Source organism: Gordonia sp. CPCC 205515, from assembly GCF_048537925.1.
Classification (GTDB): Bacteria; Actinomycetota; Actinomycetes; order Mycobacteriales; family Mycobacteriaceae; genus Gordonia.
This window is the reverse complement of record NZ_JBCLVJ010000021.1, coordinates 38,809-63,298: the sequence shown is the minus strand read 5'-3', so window position 1 is coordinate 63,298 and position 24,490 is coordinate 38,809. Positions and strand designations below refer to the sequence as shown.

General features: G+C 68.7%; 25 protein-coding genes. 16 read left to right on the top strand and 9 right to left on the bottom strand.

The window, feature by feature from the left end; genetic code table 11:
- The first annotated feature begins 113 nt into the window (after window positions 1-113).
- The 4 genes from AAFP30_RS26420 to AAFP30_RS26405 are packed head-to-tail and all read left to right on the top strand — an operon-like array spanning window position 114 to window position 4,328.
- A complete protein-coding gene (locus tag AAFP30_RS26420; RefSeq protein WP_419233023.1) occupies window positions 114-884 on the top strand; it encodes a DeoR/GlpR family DNA-binding transcription regulator in 771 nt (256 codons plus the stop codon).
- Between the two features lie 14 nt (window positions 885-898).
- A complete protein-coding gene (locus AAFP30_RS26415; protein WP_419233082.1) occupies window positions 899-1,864 on the top strand; it encodes a 1-phosphofructokinase family hexose kinase in 966 nt (321 codons plus the stop codon).
- Window positions 1,865-1,919: 55 nt separating this feature from the next.
- A complete protein-coding gene (locus tag AAFP30_RS26410) occupies window positions 1,920-4,013 on the top strand; it encodes a PTS fructose transporter subunit IIABC (RefSeq protein WP_419233022.1) in 2,094 nt (697 codons plus the stop codon).
- A 54-nt stretch (window positions 4,014-4,067) separates the two neighbouring features.
- Window positions 4,068-4,328 (top strand): HPr family phosphocarrier protein, encoded by a 261-nt coding sequence (locus tag AAFP30_RS26405; RefSeq protein WP_419233021.1) that lies wholly within the window; start codon window positions 4,068-4,070, stop codon window positions 4,326-4,328.
- A 9-nt stretch (window positions 4,329-4,337) separates the two neighbouring features.
- Here the strand turns inward: AAFP30_RS26405 and AAFP30_RS26400 are convergent, their stop codons facing one another.
- Window positions 4,338-5,102 carry an AraC family transcriptional regulator gene (locus AAFP30_RS26400; RefSeq protein ID WP_419233020.1) on the bottom strand — a complete coding sequence of 255 codons (765 nt, stop codon included), beginning with the start codon at window positions 5,100-5,102 and terminating at the stop codon, window positions 4,338-4,340.
- A gap of 134 nt (window positions 5,103-5,236) precedes the next feature.
- On the opposite strand from AAFP30_RS26400, the gene AAFP30_RS26395 reads away from it, so the two are divergent.
- Window positions 5,237-6,367, top strand: coding sequence for an MFS transporter (locus AAFP30_RS26395; RefSeq protein ID WP_419233081.1), 1,131 nt, complete (start codon window positions 5,237-5,239; stop codon window positions 6,365-6,367).
- On the opposite strand, the gene hflX is transcribed toward AAFP30_RS26395, so the two are convergent.
- The 4 genes from hflX to AAFP30_RS26375 all read right to left on the bottom strand — a co-directional run bounded on the left by hflX (window position 6,360) and on the right by AAFP30_RS26375 (window position 10,530).
- Window positions 6,360-7,793 carry a GTPase HflX gene (hflX, locus tag AAFP30_RS26390; RefSeq protein ID WP_419233080.1) on the bottom strand — a complete coding sequence of 478 codons (1,434 nt, stop codon included), beginning with the start codon at window positions 7,791-7,793 and terminating at the stop codon, window positions 6,360-6,362. The two genes, AAFP30_RS26395 and hflX, sit on opposite strands and share 8 nt — an antisense overlap.
- 118 nt (window positions 7,794-7,911) lie before the next feature.
- Window positions 7,912-8,811, bottom strand: coding sequence for a diaminopimelate epimerase (gene dapF, locus AAFP30_RS26385; RefSeq protein ID WP_419233019.1), 900 nt, complete (start codon window positions 8,809-8,811; stop codon window positions 7,912-7,914).
- Window positions 8,812-8,836: 25 nt separating this feature from the next.
- Window positions 8,837-9,757, bottom strand: coding sequence for a tRNA (adenosine(37)-N6)-dimethylallyltransferase MiaA (gene miaA, locus AAFP30_RS26380; protein ID WP_419233018.1), 921 nt, complete (start codon window positions 9,755-9,757; stop codon window positions 8,837-8,839).
- Entirely contained in the window at window positions 9,742-10,530 is a 789-nt protein-coding gene (locus tag AAFP30_RS26375; protein ID WP_419233017.1) for a hypothetical protein, read from the bottom strand. The genes miaA and AAFP30_RS26375 overlap by 16 nt, the downstream gene beginning before the upstream one ends.
- A 195-nt stretch (window positions 10,531-10,725) precedes the next feature.
- On the opposite strand from AAFP30_RS26375, the gene AAFP30_RS26370 reads away from it, so the two are divergent.
- On the top strand, window positions 10,726-12,141 hold the full coding sequence (locus tag AAFP30_RS26370; protein ID WP_419233016.1) for a DUF349 domain-containing protein: 1,416 nt from the start codon (window positions 10,726-10,728) through the stop codon (window positions 12,139-12,141).
- Between the two features lie 3 nt (window positions 12,142-12,144).
- Here AAFP30_RS26370 and paaI read toward each other — a convergent pair whose 3' ends face one another.
- The 4 genes from paaI to AAFP30_RS26350 form a co-directional block, all read right to left on the bottom strand.
- Complete coding sequence (gene paaI, locus AAFP30_RS26365; RefSeq protein ID WP_419233015.1) at window positions 12,145-12,582, bottom strand: hydroxyphenylacetyl-CoA thioesterase PaaI; 438 nt, start codon at window positions 12,580-12,582, stop codon at window positions 12,145-12,147.
- The gene (locus AAFP30_RS26360) at window positions 12,579-12,905 is read right to left on the bottom strand and encodes an EthD family reductase (protein WP_419233014.1); all 327 of its coding nucleotides are present in this window, start codon (window positions 12,903-12,905) and stop codon (window positions 12,579-12,581) included. The genes paaI and AAFP30_RS26360 overlap by 4 nt, the downstream gene beginning before the upstream one ends.
- A complete protein-coding gene (gene paaZ, locus AAFP30_RS26355; RefSeq protein ID WP_419233013.1) occupies window positions 12,905-14,947 on the bottom strand; it encodes a phenylacetic acid degradation bifunctional protein PaaZ in 2,043 nt (680 codons plus the stop codon). Before paaZ ends, AAFP30_RS26360 begins: the two co-directional genes overlap by 1 nt.
- 98 nt (window positions 14,948-15,045) lie before the next feature.
- Window positions 15,046-15,654, bottom strand: a complete 609-nt coding sequence (locus tag AAFP30_RS26350; protein WP_419233012.1) for a TetR/AcrR family transcriptional regulator — start codon at window positions 15,652-15,654, stop codon at window positions 15,046-15,048.
- A gap of 95 nt (window positions 15,655-15,749) precedes the next feature.
- On the opposite strand from AAFP30_RS26350, the gene AAFP30_RS26345 reads away from it, so the two are divergent.
- From AAFP30_RS26345 to AAFP30_RS26300, 10 genes are all read left to right on the top strand, one after another.
- Window positions 15,750-16,490, top strand: a complete 741-nt coding sequence (locus tag AAFP30_RS26345) for an enoyl-CoA hydratase/isomerase family protein (RefSeq protein ID WP_419233011.1) — start codon at window positions 15,750-15,752, stop codon at window positions 16,488-16,490.
- Window positions 16,487-17,365 carry a 3-hydroxyacyl-CoA dehydrogenase family protein gene (locus tag AAFP30_RS26340; protein WP_419233010.1) on the top strand — a complete coding sequence of 293 codons (879 nt, stop codon included), beginning with the start codon at window positions 16,487-16,489 and terminating at the stop codon, window positions 17,363-17,365. The genes AAFP30_RS26345 and AAFP30_RS26340 overlap by 4 nt, the downstream gene beginning before the upstream one ends.
- Entirely contained in the window at window positions 17,362-18,159 is a 798-nt protein-coding gene (locus AAFP30_RS26335) for an enoyl-CoA hydratase/isomerase family protein (RefSeq protein WP_419233009.1), read from the top strand. Before AAFP30_RS26340 ends, AAFP30_RS26335 begins: the two co-directional genes overlap by 4 nt.
- 110 nt (window positions 18,160-18,269) lie before the next feature.
- The gene (gene paaA / locus AAFP30_RS26330) at window positions 18,270-19,217 is read left to right on the top strand and encodes a 1,2-phenylacetyl-CoA epoxidase subunit PaaA (RefSeq protein ID WP_419233008.1); all 948 of its coding nucleotides are present in this window, start codon (window positions 18,270-18,272) and stop codon (window positions 19,215-19,217) included.
- On the top strand, window positions 19,217-19,534 hold the full coding sequence (gene paaB, locus AAFP30_RS26325) for a 1,2-phenylacetyl-CoA epoxidase subunit PaaB (protein WP_419233007.1): 318 nt from the start codon (window positions 19,217-19,219) through the stop codon (window positions 19,532-19,534). Before paaA ends, paaB begins: the two co-directional genes overlap by 1 nt.
- A gap of 14 nt (window positions 19,535-19,548) precedes the next feature.
- Window positions 19,549-20,478, top strand: coding sequence for a 1,2-phenylacetyl-CoA epoxidase subunit PaaC (gene paaC, locus AAFP30_RS26320; protein ID WP_419233006.1), 930 nt, complete (start codon window positions 19,549-19,551; stop codon window positions 20,476-20,478).
- Complete coding sequence (gene paaD / locus AAFP30_RS26315) at window positions 20,472-20,987, top strand: 1,2-phenylacetyl-CoA epoxidase subunit PaaD (protein ID WP_419233005.1); 516 nt, start codon at window positions 20,472-20,474, stop codon at window positions 20,985-20,987. Before paaC ends, paaD begins: the two co-directional genes overlap by 7 nt.
- 1 nt (window position 20,988) lies before the next feature.
- Window positions 20,989-22,092: a 1,2-phenylacetyl-CoA epoxidase subunit PaaE gene (paaE, locus tag AAFP30_RS26310; protein ID WP_419233004.1), complete on the top strand. Its 1,104-nt coding sequence runs from the start codon at window positions 20,989-20,991 to the stop codon at window positions 22,090-22,092.
- 55 nt (window positions 22,093-22,147) lie between these two features.
- Window positions 22,148-23,461 carry a phenylacetate--CoA ligase PaaK gene (gene paaK / locus AAFP30_RS26305; protein ID WP_419233079.1) on the top strand — a complete coding sequence of 438 codons (1,314 nt, stop codon included), beginning with the start codon at window positions 22,148-22,150 and terminating at the stop codon, window positions 23,459-23,461.
- Window positions 23,462-23,465: 4 nt separating this feature from the next.
- The gene (locus tag AAFP30_RS26300) at window positions 23,466-24,404 is read left to right on the top strand and encodes a helix-turn-helix domain-containing protein (RefSeq protein ID WP_419233003.1); all 939 of its coding nucleotides are present in this window, start codon (window positions 23,466-23,468) and stop codon (window positions 24,402-24,404) included.
- Window positions 24,405-24,490 lie beyond the last annotated feature (86 nt).

Below are 24,490 nucleotides of genomic sequence, written 5' to 3'. Positions count from 1 at the left end.
AAGCATCTTCTGTGAATCAAGTTACAGGAAATCCTTGACTTCTCCACACAAACAGGCGTAAACAAAGACATAGCAACATCAAAAACCACATAAACCAACAGAGAGGAGGCCACGTGTACGCCGAAGAACGACAACAAGCCATCGCCGAGCAGGTTCGGACCCACGGTCGCGCGTCGGTGGCGGCACTGGCCTCTCGTTTCGACGTCACCAGCGAGACCGTGCGCCGTGATCTGGCCAGCCTGGAGCGGGCCGGCCACCTCCAGCGCGTCCACGGCGGCGCCGTCCGCTCCGGCACCACCGAGATCCTCGGTGAACAGGGCATCGACGAGCGGCAGAGCAGCCACACCGAGGAGAAGGCGGCGATCGGCCGGGCCGCGACACGCTTTCTGCCGCCCGACGGCGGATCGGTGTTCTTCGACGCCGGGACCACCACCTACCAGGCCGCACTCACCCTTCCGCGTGACCGTCGGCTCACCCTGATCACCCACAGCATCCCGATCGCCGCCGCACTCGCGGGCGACGGCGCCGCCGATCTGCACATCCTGGGCGGCCGCGTACGCGGACTGACCCAGGCGAGCGTGGGTTCGGAGACGACCAGCGCACTCGCCCGTCTGCGGGTGTCGACGGCCTTCGTCGGCGCGAACGGCATCAGCGAAGCGCATGGACTCTCCACCCCCGACCCGGACGAGGCCGCGATCAAGTCGATGATCGTCAAGGTCGCCAATCGTGTTGTGGTACTTGCTGATTCATCAAAATTGGAGCGCGAGGATCTGTCCTCGTTTGCCGATCTGGCCGATGTGGACGTACTGATCACCGATTCCGGGATCGACCCCGCCACCTCGGCCGCCCTGTCCGCCCGCGGCATCGAAATGGTGATCGCATGACCGAGAGCAGCCCGATGATCCTGACCGTCACCGCCAACCCCAGCCTGGACCGCACGCTGGAACTCGCCTCCCCGCTGCACCACGGCGAGGTGCAGCGCGCCGTCGCGGTGCGCGCCGAGCCCGGCGGCAAAGGCGTCAACGTGGCCCGCGTGGTCGCGCAGGCGGGCCTGGCCACCCGCGCGATTCTGCCCGCGCGGGTCGGTGATCCGCTGCTGGCCGCCCTCGACGACGTCGCCCTGCCGTATGTGGCGATGCCGACCGACGGGGAGGTCCGCTCCAACATCACCATCGCCGACCCCGACGGTACGACCACCAAATTGAACGCGCCCGGTGTCGCCCTCGACGCCGCCGCGGCCCGACGTCTGACCGACCTCGTCGTCGAGCACGCGCAGGGCGCCGCCTGGGTCGCGCTGTGCGGTTCGCTCCCACCGGGACTGCCCGATTCCTGGTATCGCACCGTCATCGACGAGCTCGCCGGACTGGAGTGCCGGATCGCGGTCGACACATCAGGTTCTCCGCTCGCGGCCACGGTGACCGGCCGGGTCGATCTCCTCAAGCCCAACGACGAGGAACTCGCCGCCGCGACCGGCACCGATCCGGATGTCCTCGTCTCCGCGACGAGCCGGGGCGACTACGAACCGCTGGTCGACACGGCCCGCACGCTGGTCGAGCGCACCGGCGCCGCGATCCTGGCCACCCTCGGCGCGGCCGGCGCAATGCTCATCACCGATGCCGGCACCTGGTTCGCCACGCCCCCGCCGATCGTGCCGCGCAGCACCGTCGGCGCCGGCGACTCCTCGCTGGCCGGCTACCTGATCGCCGAGACCCGTGGCGACGCCGAACCCGATCGCCTGCGTACCGCGGTGGCCTACGGCTCGGCCGCAACAGCGCTGGCCGGCACGCAACCTCCCTCCCCCGACCAACTCGATCTCGACGGCGTGCGGATCACCGATCTCTCAGGAGCCGCCCCGGTCCGATGACACCGCAGCACCCCGACAACCCCACCGACTTCTCCCCCACGGAAAAGGAAAACCGATGACCACACAGATCATCTCGCCGCAGACGGTGAGTCTCGACGTCGACGCGGGCAACGACCCAGCGGCCGTGATCGGGTATCTCGCCGATGCGCTCGCGGCAGCCGGCCGCACCAGCGACCCGGCCGAGCTCACCCGCGCGGCCCTCGCTCGCGAGGCCAAATCCGCCACCGGACTGCCCGGCGGCATCGCCATCCCGCACGCCCGCGCCGAGTCCGTGGGTGACGCCAGCCTCGCGATGGCCCGCCTGTCGAACAAGGTCGACTTCGGCGCCCCCGACGGACCGGCCGACATCGTGTTCCTCATCGCCGCCCCCGCAGGCGGCGCGAGCGAACACATGAAGCTGCTCAGTGCCCTCGCCCGCGCCCTCGTCCGGCCGGACTTCGTCGCCGAGCTGCGTGCCGCGGACAGCGACGAGCGCATCGTCGAACTCGTGGAGGAGGCCATCAACCCGGCACCGGCCACGAGCTCCACCGCCACGACCACCGCAGCGGCGGCCACCGCGGTCGCCGCCCCGGCCGCGGCAGGTGCGGCGGCCTCGACCACCGGGGCGACCGCGGGTGGCAAGCGTCCGTCGGTCGTCGCGATCACCGCCTGCCCCACCGGCATCGCGCACACCTACATGGCCGCCGATGCGCTGAAGTACGCCGCCGAACGTGCCGATGTCGATTTCCACGTCGAGACGCAGGGATCGTCGGCCACCACCCCGTTCGCCTCGGACGTCATCGCCAACGCCGACGCGGTGATCTTCGCGACCGACGTCGGGGTCAAGGGCAAGGAACGCTTCCACGGCAAGCCGGTGATCGCCTCCGGTGTCAAGCGCGCAATCAACGAGCCCGACAAGATGATCGCCGAAGCCGTTGCGGCAGCGAATAACCCGAACGCGACGGTGGTCACCGCCGGGGACGGCGGCGCGGCGCCGGATGCCTCGGCCGAGGCCGGCGGCGTCGGCTGGGGCAAGCAGATCCAACAGGCCCTGATGACCGGTGTCAGCTACATGATCCCGTTCGTCGCGGCCGGTGGCCTGCTGATCGCACTCGCGTTCCTGCCGTTCCTCGGCGGATACGAGATCGCCAACAAGACCCTGGACACGACCAAGTCGCTGAGCGACGGCCAGTTCATCGCCCTGCACTTCAGTCTCTGGGATCTACCACCGGGTGGCCTGGGCCAGTACATCGGCGCGGTGTTGTTCGCGATCGGTGGTCTGGCGATGGGCATGCTCGTGCCCGTGCTGGCGGGCTACATATCGTTCGCCATTGCCGATCGGCCCGGTATCGCCCCCGGTTTCGTGGCCGGCCTGGTATCGGTCGCGGTCGGCGCAAGCTTCATCGGCGGTCTGGTCGGCGGTCTGATCGCCGGATTCGTCTGCCTGTGGATCTCACGACTGAAGCTGCCGCAGTGGGCACGTGGTCTGATGCCGGTGGTGATCATCCCGCTGCTGGGCAGCCTCGTGGTCGGTGCCTTGCTCTACATGCTGCTCGGCAAGCCGCTGGCATGGGTCACCACCGAGATGACCAACGGTCTCAACAGCATGTCCGGCGGGTCCAAGATCATCCTGGGCATCGTGCTCGGCCTGATGATGTGCTTCGACCTCGGTGGCCCGGTCAACAAGGCGGCCTACCTGTTCGCCACCGCGGGCCTCGCGATCGCCGGTACCGCACAGCTGGAGATCATGGCCGCGGTCATGTGCGCCGGCATGGTTCCGCCGCTGGCGCTGGCACTGGCCACCGTCCTGCGCCCCGGCCTGTTCACCGAGCCGGAGCGCGAGAACGGCAAGGCGGCCTGGCTGCTCGGTGCGTCGTTCATCTCCGAGGGTGCGATCCCGTTCGCGGCGACCGATCCGTTCCGGGTGATTCCGTCGATGATGGCCGGTGGCGCTCTCTCCGGCGCCCTGATCATGGCGTTCGGGGTCACCCAGCGCGCTCCGCACGGCGGTATCTTCGTGTTCTTCACGATGAACCACTGGTTCCTGTTCTTCGTCGCACTGGCGGCCGGCACGGTGCTCTCGGCCGTCCTGGTGATCGCGGCCAAGCAGGTCGGACACACCCGCAAGGACGCCGTGGTGGCGCCCGAGCTCGAAACCGTACCCGCCTGAGCCTGATTCGCTAGGTTGAGTACAAGCACGTCCCACACACCAGAAGGAGCGACCATGCCCAGCACCACCGTCACCGTCGGTTCGGCCGTCGGACTGCACGCCCGACCCGCGACGATCATCGCCGAGGCGGCTGCCGAGGCCGGCAGCGAGGTGACCATCGGTCTCGAGGGTGGCGATCCGGTGGACGCCGGGTCGGCGTTGATGATCATGACCCTCGGCGCCGAGAAGGGCACCAAGGTGGTCATCACCGCCGAGGATCAGAACACCCTCGACAAGATCGCCGGACTCGTCGCGAAGGATCTCGACGCCGACTAGTCGACGACCTCATCGCACCGCGGGCCTACCAGCACTCATCTGCTGGTAGGCCCGCGGTGTCTGTCCGGTCGCCTGCCCAAACGCGGCGATGAATGCGCTCGGCGTGGCCCACCCGCACAGATGCGCGGTCGCCGCGATCGACCGCCCCTCGGCCAGGTGGATCATCGCGTGATAGACGCGAATGGTGTTGCGCCACTGCGGGTACGTGAGTCCCATCTCGGTGCGGAACAGTCGCGCCAGGGTCCGTTCACTGGTTCCGGCAGCGCGGGCCAGGTCTCGCAGTGGGCGTAGCACCGAGAGATCCGCCATCACCGCCAGGCAGGCTGCCGCGAGCCGCGGATCGCGCGGGGCCGGCAGCGACACCGGCTCCTGCGGCACCCGGCGCAGTTGGTCGCGCAGCACCGCACGGATACGCCCGAGTTCCGGGTCGCCCAAGGAGGTGTCGGTGCAGGCGATCACCAGCTCCCGCACCAGGGGCGTCACCGAGATGACGGCCGGCCCGGCGGCGTCGAGGACCCGATCGCCGGTCAGGAACCCGACGGTGTGGAAGTCGCTCGAGCCGTGGAACCGATGTTGATGCCAGACACCGGCCGGCACCCATACGGCGCGGTTCGACGACGCCACCCAGTGCCCGGCGTCGGTCTGCACCGCGATGACCCCGCTGCTGACGTAGATCAGCTGATCGTCGTCGTGCCGGTGCCGGTCGACGATCTCGCCCGCCGCCCGCACCGAGGTTTGGGTGGGCGCAACCTCGTGGTGGCGGTTATCCGACATGAGTTGACAGAATATCGGAAGACAGCAAGCCGGTTCACGCGGCAGCATCGTCTGCCATGAGCGTTGACGACGACACAGCTGGGGGCGACACCGCCGAGCACGAGGCGACCGCCACCCCATCGGGCTGGCGGCGCATGCGACTGTGGGCCACCGCGCACATGGTCGACGACTTCTACCAGGGGCTGGTACCCGCCGCGGTCCCGTTCTTCGTCCTCGAACGGCACTACTCCTACACGGCTGCATCGGGTCTCGCGCTCGCGGCCACGCTGGGCAGTGCGCTGCCGCAGATCCTGATCGGCGCCATCGCCGACAAGCGCCGCATGGTGTGGATGTCACCGCTCGGGCTGGCTCTGGCTGGTATCGGTGCGGGGTTGTCGGGAGTGGCCGGCACATACGCGGCGGTGTGGACCCTGTTGCTGCTGTCGGGTTTCGGGGTCGCGATGTTCCATCCGCCGGCCGGACGCGACGCACGGGTCGTCGCCGGTGACAGCGCAGGCGCGATGAGCTACTTCGCAGCGGGCGGCAGCGTCGGGTTCTTCCTCGCCCCGGCGCTGGCGACGCCCGCTCTCGACGCGTGGGGTGTCGGTGCGACCGCCGTGTTCATTCCGCCGGCCGTGTTGATGGCGTGGGTGTTGTGGCGGGCCCAACGACGGGTGCACGCGCACACTCGCGCGGCGATGGGCTCCGGTGGACGGGATCGCTGGGGCATGTTCGGCACACTGACCGCCGTCGAGGTCGTGCGCTCGACGATCTCGTTCGGCATCAACACCTTTGTGGCCCTGTACTGGATTCGCCACCTGGGTGCGACGAGCGGCCTGGCCGGTTTCGCGCTGACCCTGCAACTGGTCGGCGGCGTCGCCGGCACCCTGCTCGGCGGACGGCTGGGCGATCGGTTCGGCATGGTCCGCACCGTGCAGATCGGCAACCTCGCGGTGATCCCCGCACTGTTCGCCATGTTGGCCTGCCAGAGCGCCATTGCCGCGCTGCCGCTGGTCTTCCTGGTCGGTCTGGCCACCAACATCCCGTTCGCGGTGCTGGTGAAACTCGGTCAGGATTATCTGCCGAACCGGCCGGGCACCGCGGCCGGGGTGACCCTCGGGCTCGCGGTCAGCGCCGGCGGACTGTTCATGCCGATCCTGGGGTGGATCGCGGACCGGCATGGCACGCCGGCGGTGTTCGTCGTCCTCGGGCTGATCCCACTGGTGGCGCTGGCATTGTCGACGGGGTTGCGGGAGCCCGAGCCGCTAGTGGTGGCGACTACGTGATCGCCAGTTCCTCGAGCTGCCCGGCAAACGCCCGCGGTACCCGCACCGTCATGCGGGTGCCGTCGGCGGTGTGCTCGGCCGAGAGCACCTCGCCCTCTTCGTGGATGCGGGAGACGAGATCGCCTCGGGTGTAGGGCACGTCGATGGTTAGCTCGACATCTGCGCGTCCGACGAACTCGCGGATGCGGTCGAACAGCTCGGGCAGTCCCTCGCCGGTGCGCGCGGACACGAACACCGCGTCACCGAAGGCGCCGCGCAGCTCGGTCATCCGGTGACCGTCGATCGCGTCGATCTTGTTGATCACCAACAACTCTGGCGGAGGTGCCACCTTCTCCTCGGCGACGATCTCGTTGATCACCTGTCGCACCGCCGAAATCTGTTCGGCGGGAAATGGATCCGCGCCGTCGACGACGTGCAGGACCAGATCGGCGTCGACGACCTCTTCCAGCGTCGAGCGGAAGGCCTCGACGAGTTGGGTCGGCAGGTGCCGGACGAAGCCGACGGTGTCGGTGAACACCACGGCGCGGCCGTCGTCGAGGGTGGCGCGGCGGGTGGTCGGGTCGAGTGTGGCGAACAGCGCATCCTGTACCAGCACACCGGATCCGGTCATCGCGTTGACCAGACTCGACTTGCCGGCGTTGGTGTAGCCGGCGACGGTCAGGCGCGGGATGGCGTTGCGTTCACGGGCGGCCCGCATCACCGTGCGGGACTTCTTCATCTCGCGGATCTCGCGACGCATCTTGGCCATTCGCTCGCGGATGCGTCGGCGGTCGGTCTCGATCTTGGTCTCACCCGGACCACGCAGCCCGACACCGCCGTTGGAGCCGGCCCGGCCACCGGCCTGCCGGGACATGGATTCACCCCAACCGCGCAGCCGCGGCAGCATGTACTCCATCTGGGCGAGGGAGACCTGCGCCTTGCCCTCGCGGGAGGTGGCATGCTGAGCGAAGATGTCGAGGATCAGGGCGGTGCGGTCGATCACCTTGACCTTGACCACCTTTTCCAGCGCGGTCAGCTGCGCGGGCGTGAGTTCACCGTCGCAGATGACGGTGTCGGCGCCGGAGGCGAGCACGGCCTCACGCAGTTCGTCGGCCTTGCCGGAACCGATGTAGGTCGACGAGTCCGGTTTGGATCGACGCTGGATGAGGGCGTCGAGGACCTGGGAGCCAGCGGTCTCGGCGAGCGCGGCCAGTTCGGCCATGCTGGCCTTGGCCTGCGCCGCGGAGCCTTCGGTCCATACCCCGACGAGCACCACGCGTTCGAGCCGCAGTTGGCGGTACTCGACCTCGGTGACGTCGGTGAGTTCGGTGGACAGCCCCGCGACGCGCTGTAGGGATGCGCGCTCGGAGAGTTGGAGTTCACCGGTGGTGGGATCGGCGAGCCCACGGACCCGGGGGTCGGCGGTGTTCTCGTCGTCGGAGACCATCTCGAAGTCGTCGTCGTCGAAGACGACCTCGGGGTCGCGGGGATCGATGATGGGTGTTGCTGCTGATTCGGTCATACGTGATCCATGATGGCACGTTCGGTGACCGCAAAGCACATGGTTATTTGGCCGGCTCGTCCCAGCCCGGCCGGAAGATGCCGTCGGCGACGAGCTTCGACGGCCCGCGCAGGGTCGCGCCGTCGGCGGTGATACCGACCTCCACCTGCCCGCCGGGCACGGTGATCTGCAGTGTTCCGGTCTGCTGGCCGGTGGCCACGAGGATCGCCGCACCGGCCGCGACGAGGCCGGTCCCGCAGCTGCGGGTCTCCCCCACACCGCGCTCGAATACCCGCATCGCCGCCGGTAGGCGCCCCTGCTCGTCGGCCGGGCCGCCTGCGGTGACGATCTCGACATTCGCACCGGCCGGGAAGGCCTCGGCGTCGAGCTCGACGCCGAGCATGAAGTCGACGGCGGCCAGATCGTCGGCGGTGAGATCGGGGACGACGCAGGCCAGGTGCGGGTTGCCGACGTCGATCATCTGTCCGCGGTAGAGGTCGTCGCCGATGCGCACGGTCGATTCACCGTCGATGCGCACCCGACCCATCTGCACGGTCACGTCGGCGTCCACGTCGTCGGCCGAGTGCACGATCACCGGGCGCGCCCCCGCCCGGGAGCCGACGGTGAACTCGTCGGTGGCGACGAGGTCGGTGGCGCGCAGGTAGTGCGCGAAGACCCGGACGCCGTTGCCGCACATCTCGGCGATCGACCCGTCGGCGTTGCGGTAGTCCATGAACCAGTCGTCGGGGGCCACCCCGTCGGGCAGCACGTCCAGGACACCACGTTCGACGAGCGCCGACGAGCGCACCACCCGCAGCAGTCCGTCGGCGCCGACGCCGCGTTGCCTATCGCACAACGCGGCCACGAACGACTCGGTCAGATCCAGTTCGGCGGCCGGGTCGGCGAGGATGACGAAGTCGTTCTGGGTCCCGTGACCCTTGACGAAGCGCAGGCTGCTGTCCACGCGACCAGCGTACGGGGTGCGGTCTTCAGGATTCGACGACGCGGCGGGCGTCGTCGAGCAGGTGCCGATCGGCGGCGTCGAGCCACACGATGCGGTGGTCGCGGCGGAACCAGGACCGTTGCCTGCGGACGTAACGGCGGGTGCCGATGAAAGTGAGTTCCTCCGCCTGCGCGACGTCGTACTCCCCGTCCAGCGCGCTGAGGACCTGCGCATATCCGATGGCGCGCCGAGCAGTGACCCCCGCGCGCAGCCCGTGCCCGATCAGCCCGTGCACCTCGTCGACAAGTCCCTGCTCGAACATCAGGCGGGTGCGGCGGCGGATGCGGTCATCGAGTTCGGTGGTGTCGCGGTCGAGCGCGATGATGCGGGTCCCCCACCGCGGTTCACCGATGACCGGCGCCGACGCCGCGAACGGTTGCCCGGTGAGTTCGATGACCTCCAACGCCCGCACGATCCGCCGACCGTCGGTGTCGAGGATCGACGCCGCGGCCGCCGCGTCGACCTCGGCGAGCCGACGGTGCAGGGCGGCCACCCCGATCTCGTCGAGAAGCGCCTCATAGCGCGCCCGCACCGCGGGATCGGTGGCCGGGAAGCGCCAGTCGTCGAGCAACCCCTGGATGTACATCATCGATCCGCCGACCAGCACCGGTGTGCGGCCGGCCGCGAGCAGTCGTTCGACGTCGCCGCTCGCGGCTTGCTGATAGCGCGCGACGGTGGCCGTCTCGGTGACGTCGAGGACGTCGATCTGATGGTGCGGGATACCGCGGCGCTCATCGACGGGAAGCTTCGCGGTACCGATGTCCATGCCGCGGTATTGCTGCATCGCGTCGAGGTTGATGATGTCGCCGTCGAGGTGCTCGGCGAGATCGAGCGCGAGATCGGATTTGCCACTCGCAGTGGGACCGACAACCGCGACCGGCGGGTGCGCACTCACTGCGGCGTCCACCGCGCAACGATGTAGCCGACACCGAAAGGTGCTTCGGTACAAAGCTTTTCGGACTTCACGTCGCGTCCTGCGCACAGGGCGGCGGCCACCTGCCACGCCGCCCGACCGCCGACACCCTCGGTCGCGCACTCGGCCACGTCCAGTTCGGCGAGAGCACCGAGATCTGCGTCGCCGATCGCTGCGTCCAGGCGCGCCTGCAATTCCACCGCGGTGGGCCGCAGACCGCCGCCCGGGGACTTCGCCGTCAGCGAGATCGCCCCGTCGCCGACGACCAGCACCCCGACCGGGTCCGGGTCGGCATCGAGTTCGGTCGCCAGCGTCACCCCGATGCGCGCACAGTCCTCGGCGGTCGCGTCGGGGTTCACCACGATCGGGCGCACCGACTCCACCGCCACCTGCTCGCGCAGCCACCCCGCGATGAGCATGGAGAGTGGTAAGGGTGCGCGGCCCTTCGTGGCTCGGCTAGCGCCTCGCACCTCAGGGATCGGGGCGGCTCGGCTAGCGCCTCGCACCGCAGGGATCGGGGACCCCGCCGACAGCGTCACCGGCACATCCACCCCGTAACCCGCAAACGTGCCCACCGACCCGGCATCGAACGACGTCGCCGACCCGTCGCCTGCACCGATCGCCACCCAACTGCGCGCCGCCGACGCCAGTTCCGCGGCCGCGGCGAGCGTGGCCGTCCGGATCGGTTCGGCGTCGTGGGCCATCGGCCCGCAGAGCGCCGGCACCAGCAACGGAGCACTCGGGACGAACACCACGGAGGCCAACACGACCCCGACGCTAGCCGACGGGTCCGACACCGAGACCGGCAGGCACAGATGCAATGTCGTCGCAGCGGCCCCACGGCGGACCCTGACCTGCTTGAATGGTGAGACCGGTGCCGTACCGACGCGGAAGTGACCACCGGGACCGAGTGACCGGCAGCCGTGACGCGCGGCAGAACCTGCGGGAGAGGGCACCTGCACATGACGAATCCGATCGATCCGACCACCCCAGAGACCGTCACCCCGGAGACCGCCACCCCCGAGGCCGCCACCGACGACTCGGCCGCGGCCACTCCGGCACCGCGTCCGGCTCCCCGCCCCGGCCCCAAACCGGGCCCGCGGCCGGGTCCCCGACCCCGTCCCGACGACGTGGCACCGACTCCCACTCTGGTTCCGCACGGCGACCCACACAAGTTCGGCCGCATCGACGTCGAGGGCGTCGTGTGGCTCAAGACCTCTGACGGCGAACGACAGATCGGGTCCTGGCAGGCCGGCACGATCGACGACGGCCTGCAACACTTCGCCCGCAAGTTCGACGACCTCGCCACCGAGGTGGAGATCCTCGAGGAGCGCCTCGCCGCTCGCTCGGGCGATCCGCGTAAGGCGCAGGCGGCGGCCAAACATCTCCTCGACGACCTGCCCAACGCCGCGGTCATCGGCGATGTGTCCGCACTCGAGGCGCGTCTGACGGTGATCGTGGGCAGCGCCGACGATGTGGCCGATTCGATTAAGGCCGAACGCGAGGAGACCCGCCGGGCGGCCATCGCCCGCAAAGAGGAACTCGCCACCGAGGCCGAACAGATCGGCACCGAGTCGACGCAGTGGAAGGTCGCCGGGGATCGGCTGCGCGCCATCCTCGACGAGTGGAAGACCATCAAGGGCGTCGACCGCAAGACCGACGATGTGCTGTGGAAGCGGTATGCGAAGGCCCGCGACGCGTTCAACCGTCGTCGCGGAGCGCACTTCGCCGAACTCGACCGCGAACGGGCCGGCGCGAAGGCGCGCAAGGAAGAGCTGATCACGCGCGCCGAAGAACTCTCCGATTCCACCGACTGGGGCCCCACATCGGCGAAGTTCCGCGAGTTGCTCACCGAGTGGAAGGCGGCAGGCCGCGCCCCCCGCGACGCCGATGACGCACTGTGGCAACGGTTCAAGGCCGCCCAGGATGTGTTCTTCGCCGCGCGCAACGCGGCGAGTTCCGAGCGCGACAACGAGTTCGCGGCCAACGCGACCGCCAAGACCGCCCTTCTCGACGAGGCCGAGAAATCCATCGATCCGGCAAGCGATCTCGAGGGCGCACGCCGCGAGTTCCGGTCGTTCCGCGACAAGTGGGACGAGATCGGTAAGGTGCCGCGCGACCAGATGGGATCACTCGAGGGCCGGGCCCGCGCCTTGGAGAAGCGGATTCGCGACGCCGAGGACGCCCAGTGGCGCAACAGCGATCCCGAAGCGCAGGCTCGTGCCGCCCAATTCGCAGACCGGGCAGCGCAATTCGAGGATCAAGCCCGTAAGGCCGAGGAACGCGGCAAGGCCAAGGATGCCGCCAAGCTCCGGGAGCAGGCGGCGCAGTGGAAGGAATGGGCCGACGCCGCGGCGTCGGCGATCACCGACCGCTGACGCCTACTGACGCGGCGGGATGGTCCTGCTGTCACCCCTGAACTCCGCGATCACCGTGTCGTCGGCGGCGCGCCTCACCGTGACATCGGTGATGCCGTTGCGGCCGTAGCGTTCTCGTTCGTAGGCGGTCGCGATGAGCCGGTCCCCGAGTCGGGTCGCTGCGATGAACCGGATGTCGGCGCGGGCCGCGACCGCCGCGTCGTCGCGGCTGTTGCAGGCCGCGGCAAAAGCGGTGTCCGCCAACAGGAAGACGTATCCGCCGTGGGTGATGTCGTGGCCGTTGACCATCGTTTCGGTGACGGTCATGCCCACCACCGCGCGGCCGGGTGCGAGTTCCAGTAGTTCGATGCCGAGCGCGGTGGCCGCCGCATCGCCCGCGAGCATCTCGCGGGCGATGCGGCAGTCACCGGCCGGTGCGACGTTGTCGACCGCAGGGCTCATGAGCCGCCGTCACGGACGAGCACCGAGGTCTGCTCGGCGATGAACAGGGTGGCACCGCCGCTGGCGAAGTTCGGGACGTCGGCGCCGGCGGCCTCCATCTCCGGCGATCCGAGGCCGGCCGCCATCGCCTCGGGCGACTCGAATTCCAATTGCGCCACACCGTAATACGGTGAATCGCCACCCATGCCAGAGCACTTGCCCCAGGTGTAGTCGAGCAGGCCGGGGATCTTCGAGGCCAGCGGGATGTGCACCGACTCGTAGTGCTTATCGAAGGCGGCAGGATCGTCGGGCTGTCCGTAGCAGACCATCACTCGGGTAGTCATCAGGCATTCTCCTCTTCACTACTGTCGGGTTTCGCGACGAGCGTCAACACGTCATAGGTGGCGACGGGTTGCTCGTCCTGGTTCACCACGAGGGCATCCCAGCGAACCTCACCGTAGTCGGCGGAACTGCGCGGGGTGATCTGTTTCGCGGTCAACGTCACCGTCAGGGTGTCGTCGGCTTTGACCGGGGTGAGGAAGCGCAGGTTGTCGACACCGAAGTTGGCCAGCACCGGTCCCGGCGCCGGGTCGACGAACAGTCCTGCCGCCAGCGAAACCACGAGGTAGCCGTGCGCGACGATGCCACCGAACAGCGGGTTGGCGCTCGCCGCGGCTTCGTCGGTGTGGGCGTAGAAGGTGTCGCCGGTGAACTCGGCGAAGTGTGCGATGTCGGCGCGGGTGACCTGCCGCGGCCCGGCGATGATGGTGTCGCCGAGGCGCAACTGCCCCAGGTCTTTCCGGAACGGGTGCACCGCGTCGACGGTGCGCGGGGCGCCGTTGATCCACGTGTTGCCGACCACCGACAGCACCTCCGGGGTGCCCTGTACCGCGGTGCGCTGCATGTGGTGCAGGACGCCGCGGATGCCGCCGAGTTCCTCCCCGCCACCGGCGCGACCGGGGCCGCCGTGCACGAGCACCGGCAGCGGTGAGCCGTGTCCGGTGGACTCTTTCGCGTCGTCGCGATTGAGCACCAGGATGCGTCCGTGATACGGGGCGACGCCGAGTACCAGTTCCCGGGCAAAGGCCGTGTCGGCGGTGACCACCGATGCCACCAGGCTGCCGTCTCCGCGGGCGACGAGGTCGATCGCGTCGGCGGTGTCGGTGTACCCGATGACGGTCGCGACGGGGCCGAAGGCCTCGATCTCGTGCGGTTCGGCGGCGTCACGGTCGTCGCAGCGCAGCAGGATCGGGCCGAGGAACGCACCGTCGGCGGGTCCGGGGTTCGCCTCGGGGTCGCCGAACACGATCGTCGACGACTTGGCCAGGCCACGCACCGCGCGGCGCACCTCGTCGCGCTGCTCGATGCTCGCGAGCGCACCCATGGTGACACCGTCGGCATTCGGGTCGCCGACGACGACCTTCGCCAACCGCGCCGACACGGCCTCCACGACGTCGTCCATCAGCGCCGCCGGCACCAGTGCCCGCCGGATCGCGGTGCACTTCTGGCCCGCCTTGGCGGTCATCTCGCCTACCAATTGCTTGACGTACAAATCGAATTCGTCGGTGCCGGGCGCGGCATCCGGACCGAGGACCGACGCGTTCAACGAGTCGGCTTCCGCGGTGAAGTGCACGGACCGACCGACGACCACCGGATGGGCGCGCAGCCGGGCCGCGGTGTCGGCGGAGCCGGTGAACGCCACCGAGTCCTGGCCGTCGAGCTGATCGAGGAGATCTCCCGCACTGCCGCACAGCAATTGGACCGACCCCTCGGGCAAGACGCCCGATTCGACGATCCGCCGGAACACCTGCTCGGTGAGGTACGCGGTGGCGCTGGCAGGTTTGACGATCGAAGGCACACCGGCGATGAAGGCGGGGGCGAGCTTCTCCAGGAAACCCCACACCGGGAAGTTGAAGGCGTTGATCTGCACCGCGACACCGCGGCGACTGGTGTGGATGTGTCGCGCGACGAAGGTCCCCCGCTTACCCAACTGCTCGACGTCGCCGTCGAGATGCACGGTGTCGTTGGGCAATTCGCGACGCGCCTTGCTCGCGTAGCTGAGCAGGGTGCCGAATCCGCCGTCGATGTCGATCGCCGAATCGCGCGCGGTGGCACCAGTGGCGGTCGAGAGCGCGTAGAACTCGTCCTTGTGTTCCATCAGGGCCAGCGCCAACGCCTTGAGCGCCAGCGCACGCTCGTGAAAAGTCAGCTGCGCCAACGCCGGACCGCCGACCTCGCGGGCGTGGGTGACCATGGCGGCCCGGTCGATCCCGGTGGCCGAGATCCGTGCCACCTCGGTTCCGTCGACGGCGCTGCGCAGCGCCGTCCCATCGTCGGTCGCGCTGACCCAGCGGCCCGCGACATAGCTCTGCAACAGTGAACTCACATCATCTCCGTCCAAACCAACCATTCGGTCAGTAATTACGATGGCCGGACACTCCGTGGATGTCAAGGGTGCCCGTCAACGGACGAGACGGAGACGCCTCAGGCGCGCATGCCGGAGAAGGTCAGCGCGATGACCGCGTCGGCGAGTTCCTCGGCACTGTTGCCGCCACGCGGCCGATACCACTCGATGATCGAGTTGACCGTGCCGAACAGCAGGCGCGCGGTCAGGTGCGGATCGATCCCCGGGGTGAGGTCACCTTCATCGGCGGCCTCGCCGACGAGCCCGGAGACGAACTCGTCGAACTCTCGCCGCCGGGCCAGCGCGTCGCGCTCCACCTTGGAGTTGCCGCGCACCCGCAGTAGCAGAGTGACGTACGGCAACTCCGCAACCAGCACCTCAATACTGCGCCTGACCAGGTGCTCCAACCGGTCGATGGCAGGACCGGTGGTGGTCTTCGACTCGGTGGTGATGGCGAACAGCGCATTGAGGGCACGTCCGAGCGCCAGCTCGAGGAGTTCACTCTTGCCCGAGACGTGGTGGTAGATCGAGCTCTTGGACAGGCCGAGGCGTTCGGCGAGCACCTCCATGCTGGTGCCGTCGTACCCACGCTCGTTGAACACCTTGACCGCCACCGACAGCAGGGAGTCGAGATCGTAGCCCGGTCGGCCGGGCTGACCGGTGCGGCGGACACGGCGGGCAGTCGTCATGGGTCAATCTTGTCAGATCGCGGCACGCACCGACTAGGCAAAAGGTCCCGACTCGGCTACAGTTACCGACTGAATGTTCGGTAATTGGAGGCTGCATGCTGACGAAATCGTCGTCGATCACGATCAACGAACTCACCGACCGGGTGGTGCTCACCCTGGATCGCCCGGCGTCCCGGAACGCCATCACCGCCGAGATGATCGCGGAACTCCACGACGTGTGTTCGCTGATCGAGGCCGATCCGCGACCGCTGCTCATCCACGGTGCCGGTGACCATTTCGCCGGCGGCGCCGACATCGGCCAGCTCCGTGACCGCCGCCGCGACGACGCACTGGCCGGGATCAACCGCACCCTGTTCGACCGGATCGCGGCACTGCCGTTGCCGACGGTGGCGGCGGTCAACGGGTATGCGCTCGGCGGCGGCGCCGAACTCGCCTATGCCTGCGACATCCGGATCGCCACTCCCACGGCCCGGTTCGGCAACCCGGAGCCCGGTCTCGGCATTCTCGCTGCCGCCGGCGCCACCTACCGCCTGCCCGATCTGGTCGGCGGATCGGTGGCACGCCAGATTCTGCTCGGCGCCCGCATCCTCACCGCCGACGACGCCCACCGTCACGGCCTGGTCGCCGAAGTGGTCGCCGCCGACGACCTCCTGCCGGCCGCCCATGCCCTTCTCGACCGCATCGCCGCCTCGTCGCCCTTGGCGCTGCGAATGACCAAGTCGGCCTTGGCAAGTCAGTCTCGTCAGATCGTGTCCGAAGACATCATCCAAGCCGTATTGTTCGAGACATCCGACAAACAGGACCGCATGACCGCATTCTTGGAGAGGAAGAAGTGAGCAATCCAGCAGCGAACATCCCCGAGTCCGTCGCGGTGATCGGCGGCGGACGGATGGGTGCCGGTATCGCCCAGTCGTTTGCCGCCCTCGGGTCGTCGGTGGTGATCGCCGAGACCCGGGATCCGGTAGGCGCCCTCGATCGCGTCCGCACCGGACTGCAGCGGGCCGCCGAACGCGGGAAACTCGACGACGACCCCGATGTCGTCGCCGCCCGCGTGTCCACGGTGGACGCGCCCGGCGCGATCCCGGCGGATAGCACCCTCGTCGTGGAGGCCGTCCCGGAGGACACGGCCCTCAAGTTGGCGGTCCTGACCGATGTCGGCGGTCGGGTCAAGTCCGATACAGTCATCGCCAGCAACACCAGCTCCCTGCCCATCGGCGAATTGTCGACCGCCACACCGGAACCGGCTCGGTTCCTGGGTATGCACTTCTTCAACCCGGTGCCCGCGTCGAGTCTGGTCGAGTTGGTCCGCGGCAAGCAGACCGCCGAGACCACCATCGCGCAGGCCACGGCCTGGGTGGACGCGCTGGGCAAGACCGCGATCGTGGTCAACGACTCCCCCGGCTTCGCCACCAGCCGCCTCGGCGTCCATCTGGGCCTCGAGGCGATCCGGATGCTGGAGGAGGGTGTCGCCGACGCCGAATCCATCGACCGCGCCATGGAACTCGGCTACCGCCATCCGATGGGCCCACTGCGCTCGACCGACCTGGTGGGCCTCGACATCCGGCTGGCCGTCGCCGAACACCTCGCCGCCACCCTCGGCGATCGCTTCACACCGCCCCAGCTGTTGCGCGACAAGGTCGCCCGCGGCGAACTCGGCCGCAAGACCGGGCAGGGCTTCTACTCTTGGACCGACGGAAAGGCATCCCGATGACCACTGATCAGCCCACCGCAGCAACCCTCGAGATCACCGACGGCCTCGCCACCATCTCACTGACGCGCGCGACGGCCGCCAACGCGCTGGACCGCGCCCTCAAACACGAACTCCTGTCCCACGTGCGGGCCGTCGCCGACGACGAGTCGGTGCGCGCGGTGCTGCTCGTGGCCGACGGCAAGAACTTCTGCGTCGGCCAGGATCTCGGCGAACACGTCGAGGGACTGCGCGCCGACCCATCCACCGCGATGGCCACCGTCGGCGCCGACTACAACCCGCTGATTCGGGCGCTCGCCGGCCTACGCGTCCCGGTGATCGCCGGCATCAACGGTGCGTGCGTGGGCGCGGGGCTGGGCATCGCCCTGGTCGCCGACATCCGGGTGGCCGGCGACTCGTCGACCTACGCCACCGCGTTCACCGGCATCGGCCTGGCCGCCGACAGCGGCCTGTCCTACACGCTGGCCAAAGCGGTCGGCCCGTCACGCGCGGCCGGACTGCTCATGCTCGGCGACCGCTTCGGCGCCGCCGACGCCCTGACCTGGGGCCTCGTCCACCGCGTGGTGCCCGACGCGGAACTCCGGGAGCAGGCGACCGCCCTGGCCACCCGTCTCGCCACGGGTCCGACCGCGGCCTACCGCGAGGTCAAGGCACTGCTCCACCTCCCCTCCGCCACCCTCGACGACGCACTCGAGGGCGAACGCGCAGCCCAGGAATCGCTCGGTGCCACCCGCGACCACAGCGCCGCCGTCGAGGCGTTCCTGGCCAAGTCCAAGCCGGTCTTCACCGGTTCCTGACCGTGTCACCAGCCGTTCGGTGATCACCACGAGGTAGCCCCTTGCGTGTGATCGCCGACACGGGCATAATCCAATTACCGACCGAATATTCGGTTATGGAAGGAAGTCGTATGGCCAGCCCAGCCACCGAATCCGCACTCGCCGCGGATTTTCAGACCACCATCGACCACGATCAGCGCATCGAACCGCGCGACTGGATGCCCGAGAAGTATCGCGCCAGCCTCATCCGTCAGATCGCCCAGCACGCCCACTCGGAGATCATCGGCATGCAGCCGGAGGGCAACTGGCTCACCCGTGCCCCGTCGCTGCGCCGCAAGTCGATCCTGATGGCCAAGATCCAGGACGAGGCCGGGCACGGCCTCTACCTCTACTCGGCCGCCGAGACCCTCGGCGCCGACCGCACGGACCTGACCGAGAAGCTGATCTCCGGCCGGCAGAAGTACTCGTCCATCTTCAACTATCCGACGATGACCTTCGCCGACGTCGGGGTGATCGGCTGGCTGGTCGACGGCGCCGCCATCTGCAATCAGGTGCCGCTGTGCCGTAGCTCCTACGGGCCCTACGGGCGCGCGATGATCCGGGTCTGCAAGGAGGAGTCGTTCCATCAGCGCCAAGGCTACGAACTGTTGATGACGATGATGCGCGGCACCGACGACCAGCGTGCGATGGTGGCCGACGCCGTGAACCGCTGGTGGTGGCCGTCGCTGATGATGTTCGGCCCGCCCGACGACCAGTCACCCAACACCGAGCAGTCCATGCAGTGGCGGATCAAGCGGCACACCAATGACGAACTGCGACAGAAGTACGTCGACATGAGCGTCCCGCAGGCCGATGCCCTCGGCGTCACCTTCCCCGATCCCGAGTTGCAATGGAACTCCGAGACCGGCCACTACGACTTCGGCTCCCCCGACTGGGACGAGTTCATGGCCGTCGTCTCCGGCAACGGCCCGGAGAACACCCGCCGACTCGCCCACCGCCGCGCCGCCCACGAGGACGGCGCCTGGGTCCGCGCCGCCGCCACCGCCTTTGCCAACCGTCACCGCGAGGAGATCGCCTGATGTCGACCAGCCCCGACAATCCCAGTCCCACCACCGATGTCACCTGGCCGCTGTGGGAGGTGTTCATCCGCGGCAAGCGTGGCCTGAACCATGTGCACGTCGGTTCGCTGCACGCCGCCGACCGCGACATGGCCCTGCACCGCGCCCGCGACCTGTACACCCGCCGCAACGAGGGCGTCAGCATCTGGGTTGTCGCCTCGGCCGACATCCACGCGTCGAGCCCGTCGGAGAAGGACCCGTTCTTCGCGCCCAGCGGCGACAAGGTCTATCGCCACCCGACGTTCTACGAGATCCCCGACAACGTTCCCCATATGTGAGGAGGGCAGACACGATGAATCACGACTCCACCGAACACGACAATGCATTCACCGGCCTGCTCGACCACGACAGCCACGGACAGTGGGCCTTCGGCACCAGCTTCGACGACCCGCTGGCCGGCGTCGACACCACCGTGCCCGACGACGTCGACCGCGCCGCACTCGCCCGCTATTGCCTCGCCCTCGGTGACGACGCCCTCGTCGTCGCCCAGCGGATCTCCGAATGGAACTCGCGCGCACCGGAACTCGAGGAAGAGTTGGCGATGGCCAACACCGGACTCGATCTCCTCGGACAGGCCCGGCTACTCCTGGCCCGCGCCGCCGATGCGGATCCGACGGTGACGCCGACGATCTCGGAGACCTCACCGGTGCCGCCGGAGGACGCGCTCGCCTTCTTCCGCGACGACCGCGCCTTCACCAACGTGCGTCTGGCGGAACTGGAGAACGGCGACTTCGCACGCACCATGGCCCGGCTGCTGATCTTCGTGACCTGGCGGCTGGCCATCTTCTCGCACCTGCGCACCTCCCGCGATCCGGTGCTGGCGGCTGTTGCGGCCAAGGGCATCAAGGAACTGACCTACCACCGCGACTACGCCGCACGCTGGGTGGTGACCCTCGGCGACGGCACCGACGAGTCGCGCCGCCGGATGATCGCCGGACTCACCGACGTCTGGCCATTCGTCGACGAACTGTTCGTCTCCACCGAGACCGACACCGCCCTCGCGGCCGCAGGCGTCGGCGTCGACCCGGCGCGGACCCGCGCCGAGTTCGACCAGGTCCTCGACCAGGTACTCCGTGCCGGGCGCCTGGAGCGTCCCGACACCCACCAGGCCGGTGCGCTGGGCGGTCAGATGGGACGCGGCGGCGTGCACACCGAAGCGCTCGGCCATCTCCTCGGCGAGATGCAGTCGGTCGCCCGCGCGCATCCGGAGGGAACATGGTGACCGCCGCGATGATCGATCAGGCCGAGGCCACCCGGATCGTCGGCTCGGTGCCGGACCCGGAGATGCCGTTCCTGTCACTCACCGATCTCGGTGTGGTCCGCGACGTGGCGGTCGAGGGGACGTCCGTCGTCGTCACCATCACACCGACGTATGCCGGGTGTCCCGCGATGAAGACCATCCGCGACGACATCGAACGCACCCTGGCCGACCACGGTGCCGCCGACGTCCGCATCGAGACCCGGTTGCAGCCCGCCTGGTCCACCGATTGGATCTCCGATGCCGGCCGCGCCGCCCTTGCCGCGCAGGGATATTCGACACCGGGGAGCGCACCGAGCATGCCGGCAGGCCCCATCCCCCTCACCCTGATCCCCCGCCCTCGCCAACTCCAGTGCCCGCGTTGCGGTTCGGCACAGATCACCCAGATCTCCGAGTTCGGCGCCACGCTGTGCAAGGCGGCCTATCAGTGCCGCGACTGCCGTGAGCCCTTCGAACACATCAAGGAGATCTGACGTGACCACCCCAGTCTCTGAAGCCTCGGCCTCTGAAGCCCCAGCCTCCCCGTTCCACCGCCTGCGCGTCGCCGACGTCGAGCAGCTCTGCGACGACGCCGTCGCGGTCACCTTCTCGATCCCCGACACGCTCATCGCGGACTTCGCCTTCTCCGCCGGGCAGTCGCTGGTGTTGCGCCGCACCATCGATGGCGTCGAGCACCGCCGCTCCTACTCCATCTGCAATCGGGTCGGCGCCGCCCCCCGTGTCGGCGTCCGCGAGGTCCCCGGCGGCCTGTTTTCCGAGTGGCTGGTCCGTGAGGTCGGCGCCGGCGACGAGATCGACGTCGCCACTCCCTCCGGCAGTTTCGTCGCCGACCCCAGCGAACCGGGCCACCACCTGCTGGTCGCCGCCGGGTCGGGCATCACCCCGGTGCTCTCCATCGCGGCGTCGGTCCTGGAGAACCCGAAATCCCGTGTGACGCTGGTCTACGGCAACCGGACCACCGGTTCGGTGATGTTCGCCGAGGAGATCGCGGACCTCAAAGATGCCCACCACGAACGACTTTCGGTGATGCACCTGCTGTCTCGGGAGCCCCGCGACGTCGAGATGTTCACCGGCCGCGTCGACACCGACCATATGGCCGCCATCCTCGACGACCTGATCCCCGCCACCTCGATCGACCACGCCTGGCTGTGCGGCCCACTCGAGATGGTCGAGCAGGTGCGCACCACGCTCGTCGAGCACGGACTCGAACCCGCGCGCGTACACCGCGAACTGTTCTTCGTCGGCGACGAGCCGCCGGCCCCGCGGCCCCGACCGACCGGCGCGCCCGGTGCCGACGAGGCCACCAGCGCGGTGACCGTCATCCTCGACGGCCGCGCCACCACCGCGGCGCTGCCGCAGGACGAGACGATCCTCGACGCCGCCGAAAAGATCCGCGCCGACCTGCCATTCGCCTGCAAGGGCGGCGTGTGCGGCACCTGCCGCGCCAAGGTCACCTGCGGCGAGGTCGACATGCGCCGCAACTACGCCCTCGAGGATTCCGAGGTCGCCGACGGATTCGTCCTGACCTGCCAGACCTTTCCGGTCAGCGACGACGTGACCGTCGACTTCGATGCATGACCCCACCACCACACCCACCAGCCCGAACCCGGTCGAGAAAACGGAGTCCGACACCATGACCGCCACCGCTTCCGCACCCGCCCCGCAATCCGCCGCCGGCATCGAGCACGCGAGCCGCGACGAGATCGGCGCCCTGCAACTCGATCGCCTCAAGTGGTCGCTGCAGCACGCCTACGACAACGTGCCGCACTATCGACAAGCCTTCGACGACAAGGGTGTCCATCCCGCCGACCTGAAGGAACTGAAGGATCTCGCGCTCTTCCCGTTCACCGCGAAAGCCGATCTGCGCAACAACTATCCGTTCGGCATGTTCGCGGTGCCGCAGGACCGGATCTCCCGACTGCACGCGTCGTCGGGCACCACCGGCCGCCCCACCGTCGTCGGCTACACCGCGGGCGACCTGGACAACTGGGCCGATCTGGTGGCCCGCAGCCTGCGCGCGGCGGGCGTCAAACCGTCGGACAAGGTGCACGTCGCCTACGGCTACGGCCTGTTCACCGGCGGCCTCGGCGCGCACTATGGCGCAGAACGACTGGGCTGCACCGTGATCCCGATGTCGGGCGGAATGACCGAACGGCAGATCCAGCTCATCGAGGACTTCAAGCCGGACGCCATCATGGTGACCCCGTCCTACATGCTGACCATCGTCGACGCGATGATCGCCAAGGGTCTGGACCCGGCCAAGACGTCCTTGCGCACCGGCGTTTTCGGTGCCGAACCGTGGACCGAGCAGATGCGCCGCGAACTCGAGCAGACCCTCGACATGGATGCCGTCGACATCTACGGACTCTCCGAGGTGATGGGCCCCGGTGTCGCGCAGGAATGCGTGGAAACCAAAGACGGACTGCATATCTGGGAGGATCACTTCTACCCGGAGGTCATCGATCCGATGACCGGCGAGGTGTTGCCCGACGGCGAGGAGGGCGAACTCGTGTTCACCTCGCTCACCAAGGAAGCCATGCCGATCATCCGATACCGCACCCGCGATCTCACCCGTCTGCTGCCCGGCACCGCCCGCACCATGCGACGGATGCAGAAGGTCACCGGCCGCACCGACGACATGATCATCCTGCGCGGCGTCAACCTGTTCCCGACCCAGATCGAGGAACTCATCCTCACCCAGCCCGCCCTCGCACCGCAGTTCCAGTGCGTGCTGGACCGCCCGGGCCGGATGGACACGCTGACCGTGCGTGTCGAGCCTCGCCTCGAGGTCTCGTCCGACGAGCACACCGCAGCGACCGCGAATCTGCAGAAACTGATCAAGGACCGCATCGGTGTCTCGGTGGAGGTCATGATCGCCGAACCCGGCACCCTGCAACGATCGACCGGCAAGGCGAAGCGACTGGTGGACAACCGGCCCAAGGCCTGAGGCCATGACCGTGACCGACACGGCCGGCGACACACTCGGATTCGACGAGTGGTCGGCGGCCGTGTCGTCGGCGTTCGTGCCGCTCACCGCGTCGCCGCAGGTGCCCGTGGGACGCTTCCGCGGCGGACTCGAGGGCGCCGAGATCGGCGGGCTGCGGATGATCCGGGTGCGTGGGACCGGCGCGGAGATCCGCAGATCCACCCGAACCATCCGGCGCGCCGATCCCGGCGTCCTCAAGGTGGCGTTGTCGGTGTCCGGCAACTCGGTTGTGCACCAACATGATCGGACCGCGAGTCTGGCACCGGGGGACGTCACGGTGTACGACACCAGCGTCCCCTACCGTCTGATGCTGCCCGACCAGTTCGACATGCTGGTGGCGGTCGTCGACCGCCGGCGGCTACCGATCGGCGACCGCGAATGCATCGACGGCACCGCCCGCACCATCTCCGGCGCCGACGGCATCGGGAGCATCCTGCGACCAGCCATGCTGGCCCTGCATCCGTCCGAGCCGATGGCCGGACTGGCACAGGCGGCCGCACTGCTCGAGGCCGCATTCCTCGATCTGGTCGCAGCGTCGTTGCGCACCAACGGGTCTGCCGACCCGCCGGCTTCCGGCGACGCCGTTTACCTCGCCGCGCGCGACCACATCGAAGCCCACCTGGCCGAACCGAACCTCTCCCCGGCGTCGGTCGCCGCCCACCTACGGGTGTCGCTGCGCTATCTGCAGAAGCTGTTCGCCGCCAACGACGAAACGCCGGCCGCGTACATCCGGCGTCGCCGCCTCGAACGCAGCCGGCGTGATCTCGCCGACCCACTCCTCACCCATCGATCCGTCGCCGCCATCGCCGCCGCCCACGGATTCGTCGACGGCTCGCACTTCTCCCGGGTGTTCCATGCCGCATACGGTCTGTCCCCCAGGGATTTCCGGCAATCAGCCAAGTGATCTCGATGCGCTCGCTCGCAAGCTCGCGTGCTTACTCGATCAGCGGGAAGGAGAGAGTAAGCCCGGCGACGAAGGAGCCGAGCGCA

Excerpts from the sequence above, each read along its gene's own strand:
- AAFP30_RS26415 (WP_419233082.1), top strand. The coding sequence starts at position 899 with ATGATCCTGACCGTCACCGCCAACCCCAGCCTGGACCGCACGCTGGAA.
- AAFP30_RS26410 (WP_419233022.1), top strand. The coding sequence starts at position 1,920 with ATGACCACACAGATCATCTCGCCGCAGACGGTGAGTCTCGACGTCGAC.
- AAFP30_RS26405 (WP_419233021.1), top strand. The coding sequence starts at position 4,068 with ATGCCCAGCACCACCGTCACCGTCGGTTCGGCCGTCGGACTGCACGCC.
- AAFP30_RS26400 (WP_419233020.1), bottom strand. The coding sequence starts at position 5,102 with ATGTCGGATAACCGCCACCACGAGGTTGCGCCCACCCAAACCTCGGTG.
- AAFP30_RS26395 (WP_419233081.1), top strand. The coding sequence starts at position 5,237 with ATGCGACTGTGGGCCACCGCGCACATGGTCGACGACTTCTACCAGGGG.
- hflX (WP_419233080.1), bottom strand. The coding sequence starts at position 7,793 with ATGGTCTCCGACGACGAGAACACCGCCGACCCCCGGGTCCGTGGGCTC.
- AAFP30_RS26370 (WP_419233016.1), top strand. The coding sequence starts at position 10,726 with ATGACGAATCCGATCGATCCGACCACCCCAGAGACCGTCACCCCGGAG.
- paaI (WP_419233015.1), bottom strand. The coding sequence starts at position 12,582 with ATGAGCCCTGCGGTCGACAACGTCGCACCGGCCGGTGACTGCCGCATC.
- AAFP30_RS26360 (WP_419233014.1), bottom strand. The coding sequence starts at position 12,905 with ATGACTACCCGAGTGATGGTCTGCTACGGACAGCCCGACGATCCTGCC.
- AAFP30_RS26350 (WP_419233012.1), bottom strand. The coding sequence starts at position 15,654 with ATGACGACTGCCCGCCGTGTCCGCCGCACCGGTCAGCCCGGCCGACCG.
- AAFP30_RS26345 (WP_419233011.1), top strand. The coding sequence starts at position 15,750 with ATGCTGACGAAATCGTCGTCGATCACGATCAACGAACTCACCGACCGG.
- AAFP30_RS26335 (WP_419233009.1), top strand. The coding sequence starts at position 17,362 with ATGACCACTGATCAGCCCACCGCAGCAACCCTCGAGATCACCGACGGC.
- paaA (WP_419233008.1), top strand. The coding sequence starts at position 18,270 with ATGGCCAGCCCAGCCACCGAATCCGCACTCGCCGCGGATTTTCAGACC.
- paaB (WP_419233007.1), top strand. The coding sequence starts at position 19,217 with ATGTCGACCAGCCCCGACAATCCCAGTCCCACCACCGATGTCACCTGG.
- paaC (WP_419233006.1), top strand. The coding sequence starts at position 19,549 with ATGAATCACGACTCCACCGAACACGACAATGCATTCACCGGCCTGCTC.
- paaD (WP_419233005.1), top strand. The coding sequence starts at position 20,472 with ATGGTGACCGCCGCGATGATCGATCAGGCCGAGGCCACCCGGATCGTC.
- paaK (WP_419233079.1), top strand. The coding sequence starts at position 22,148 with ATGACCGCCACCGCTTCCGCACCCGCCCCGCAATCCGCCGCCGGCATC.
- AAFP30_RS26300 (WP_419233003.1), top strand. The coding sequence starts at position 23,466 with ATGACCGTGACCGACACGGCCGGCGACACACTCGGATTCGACGAGTGG.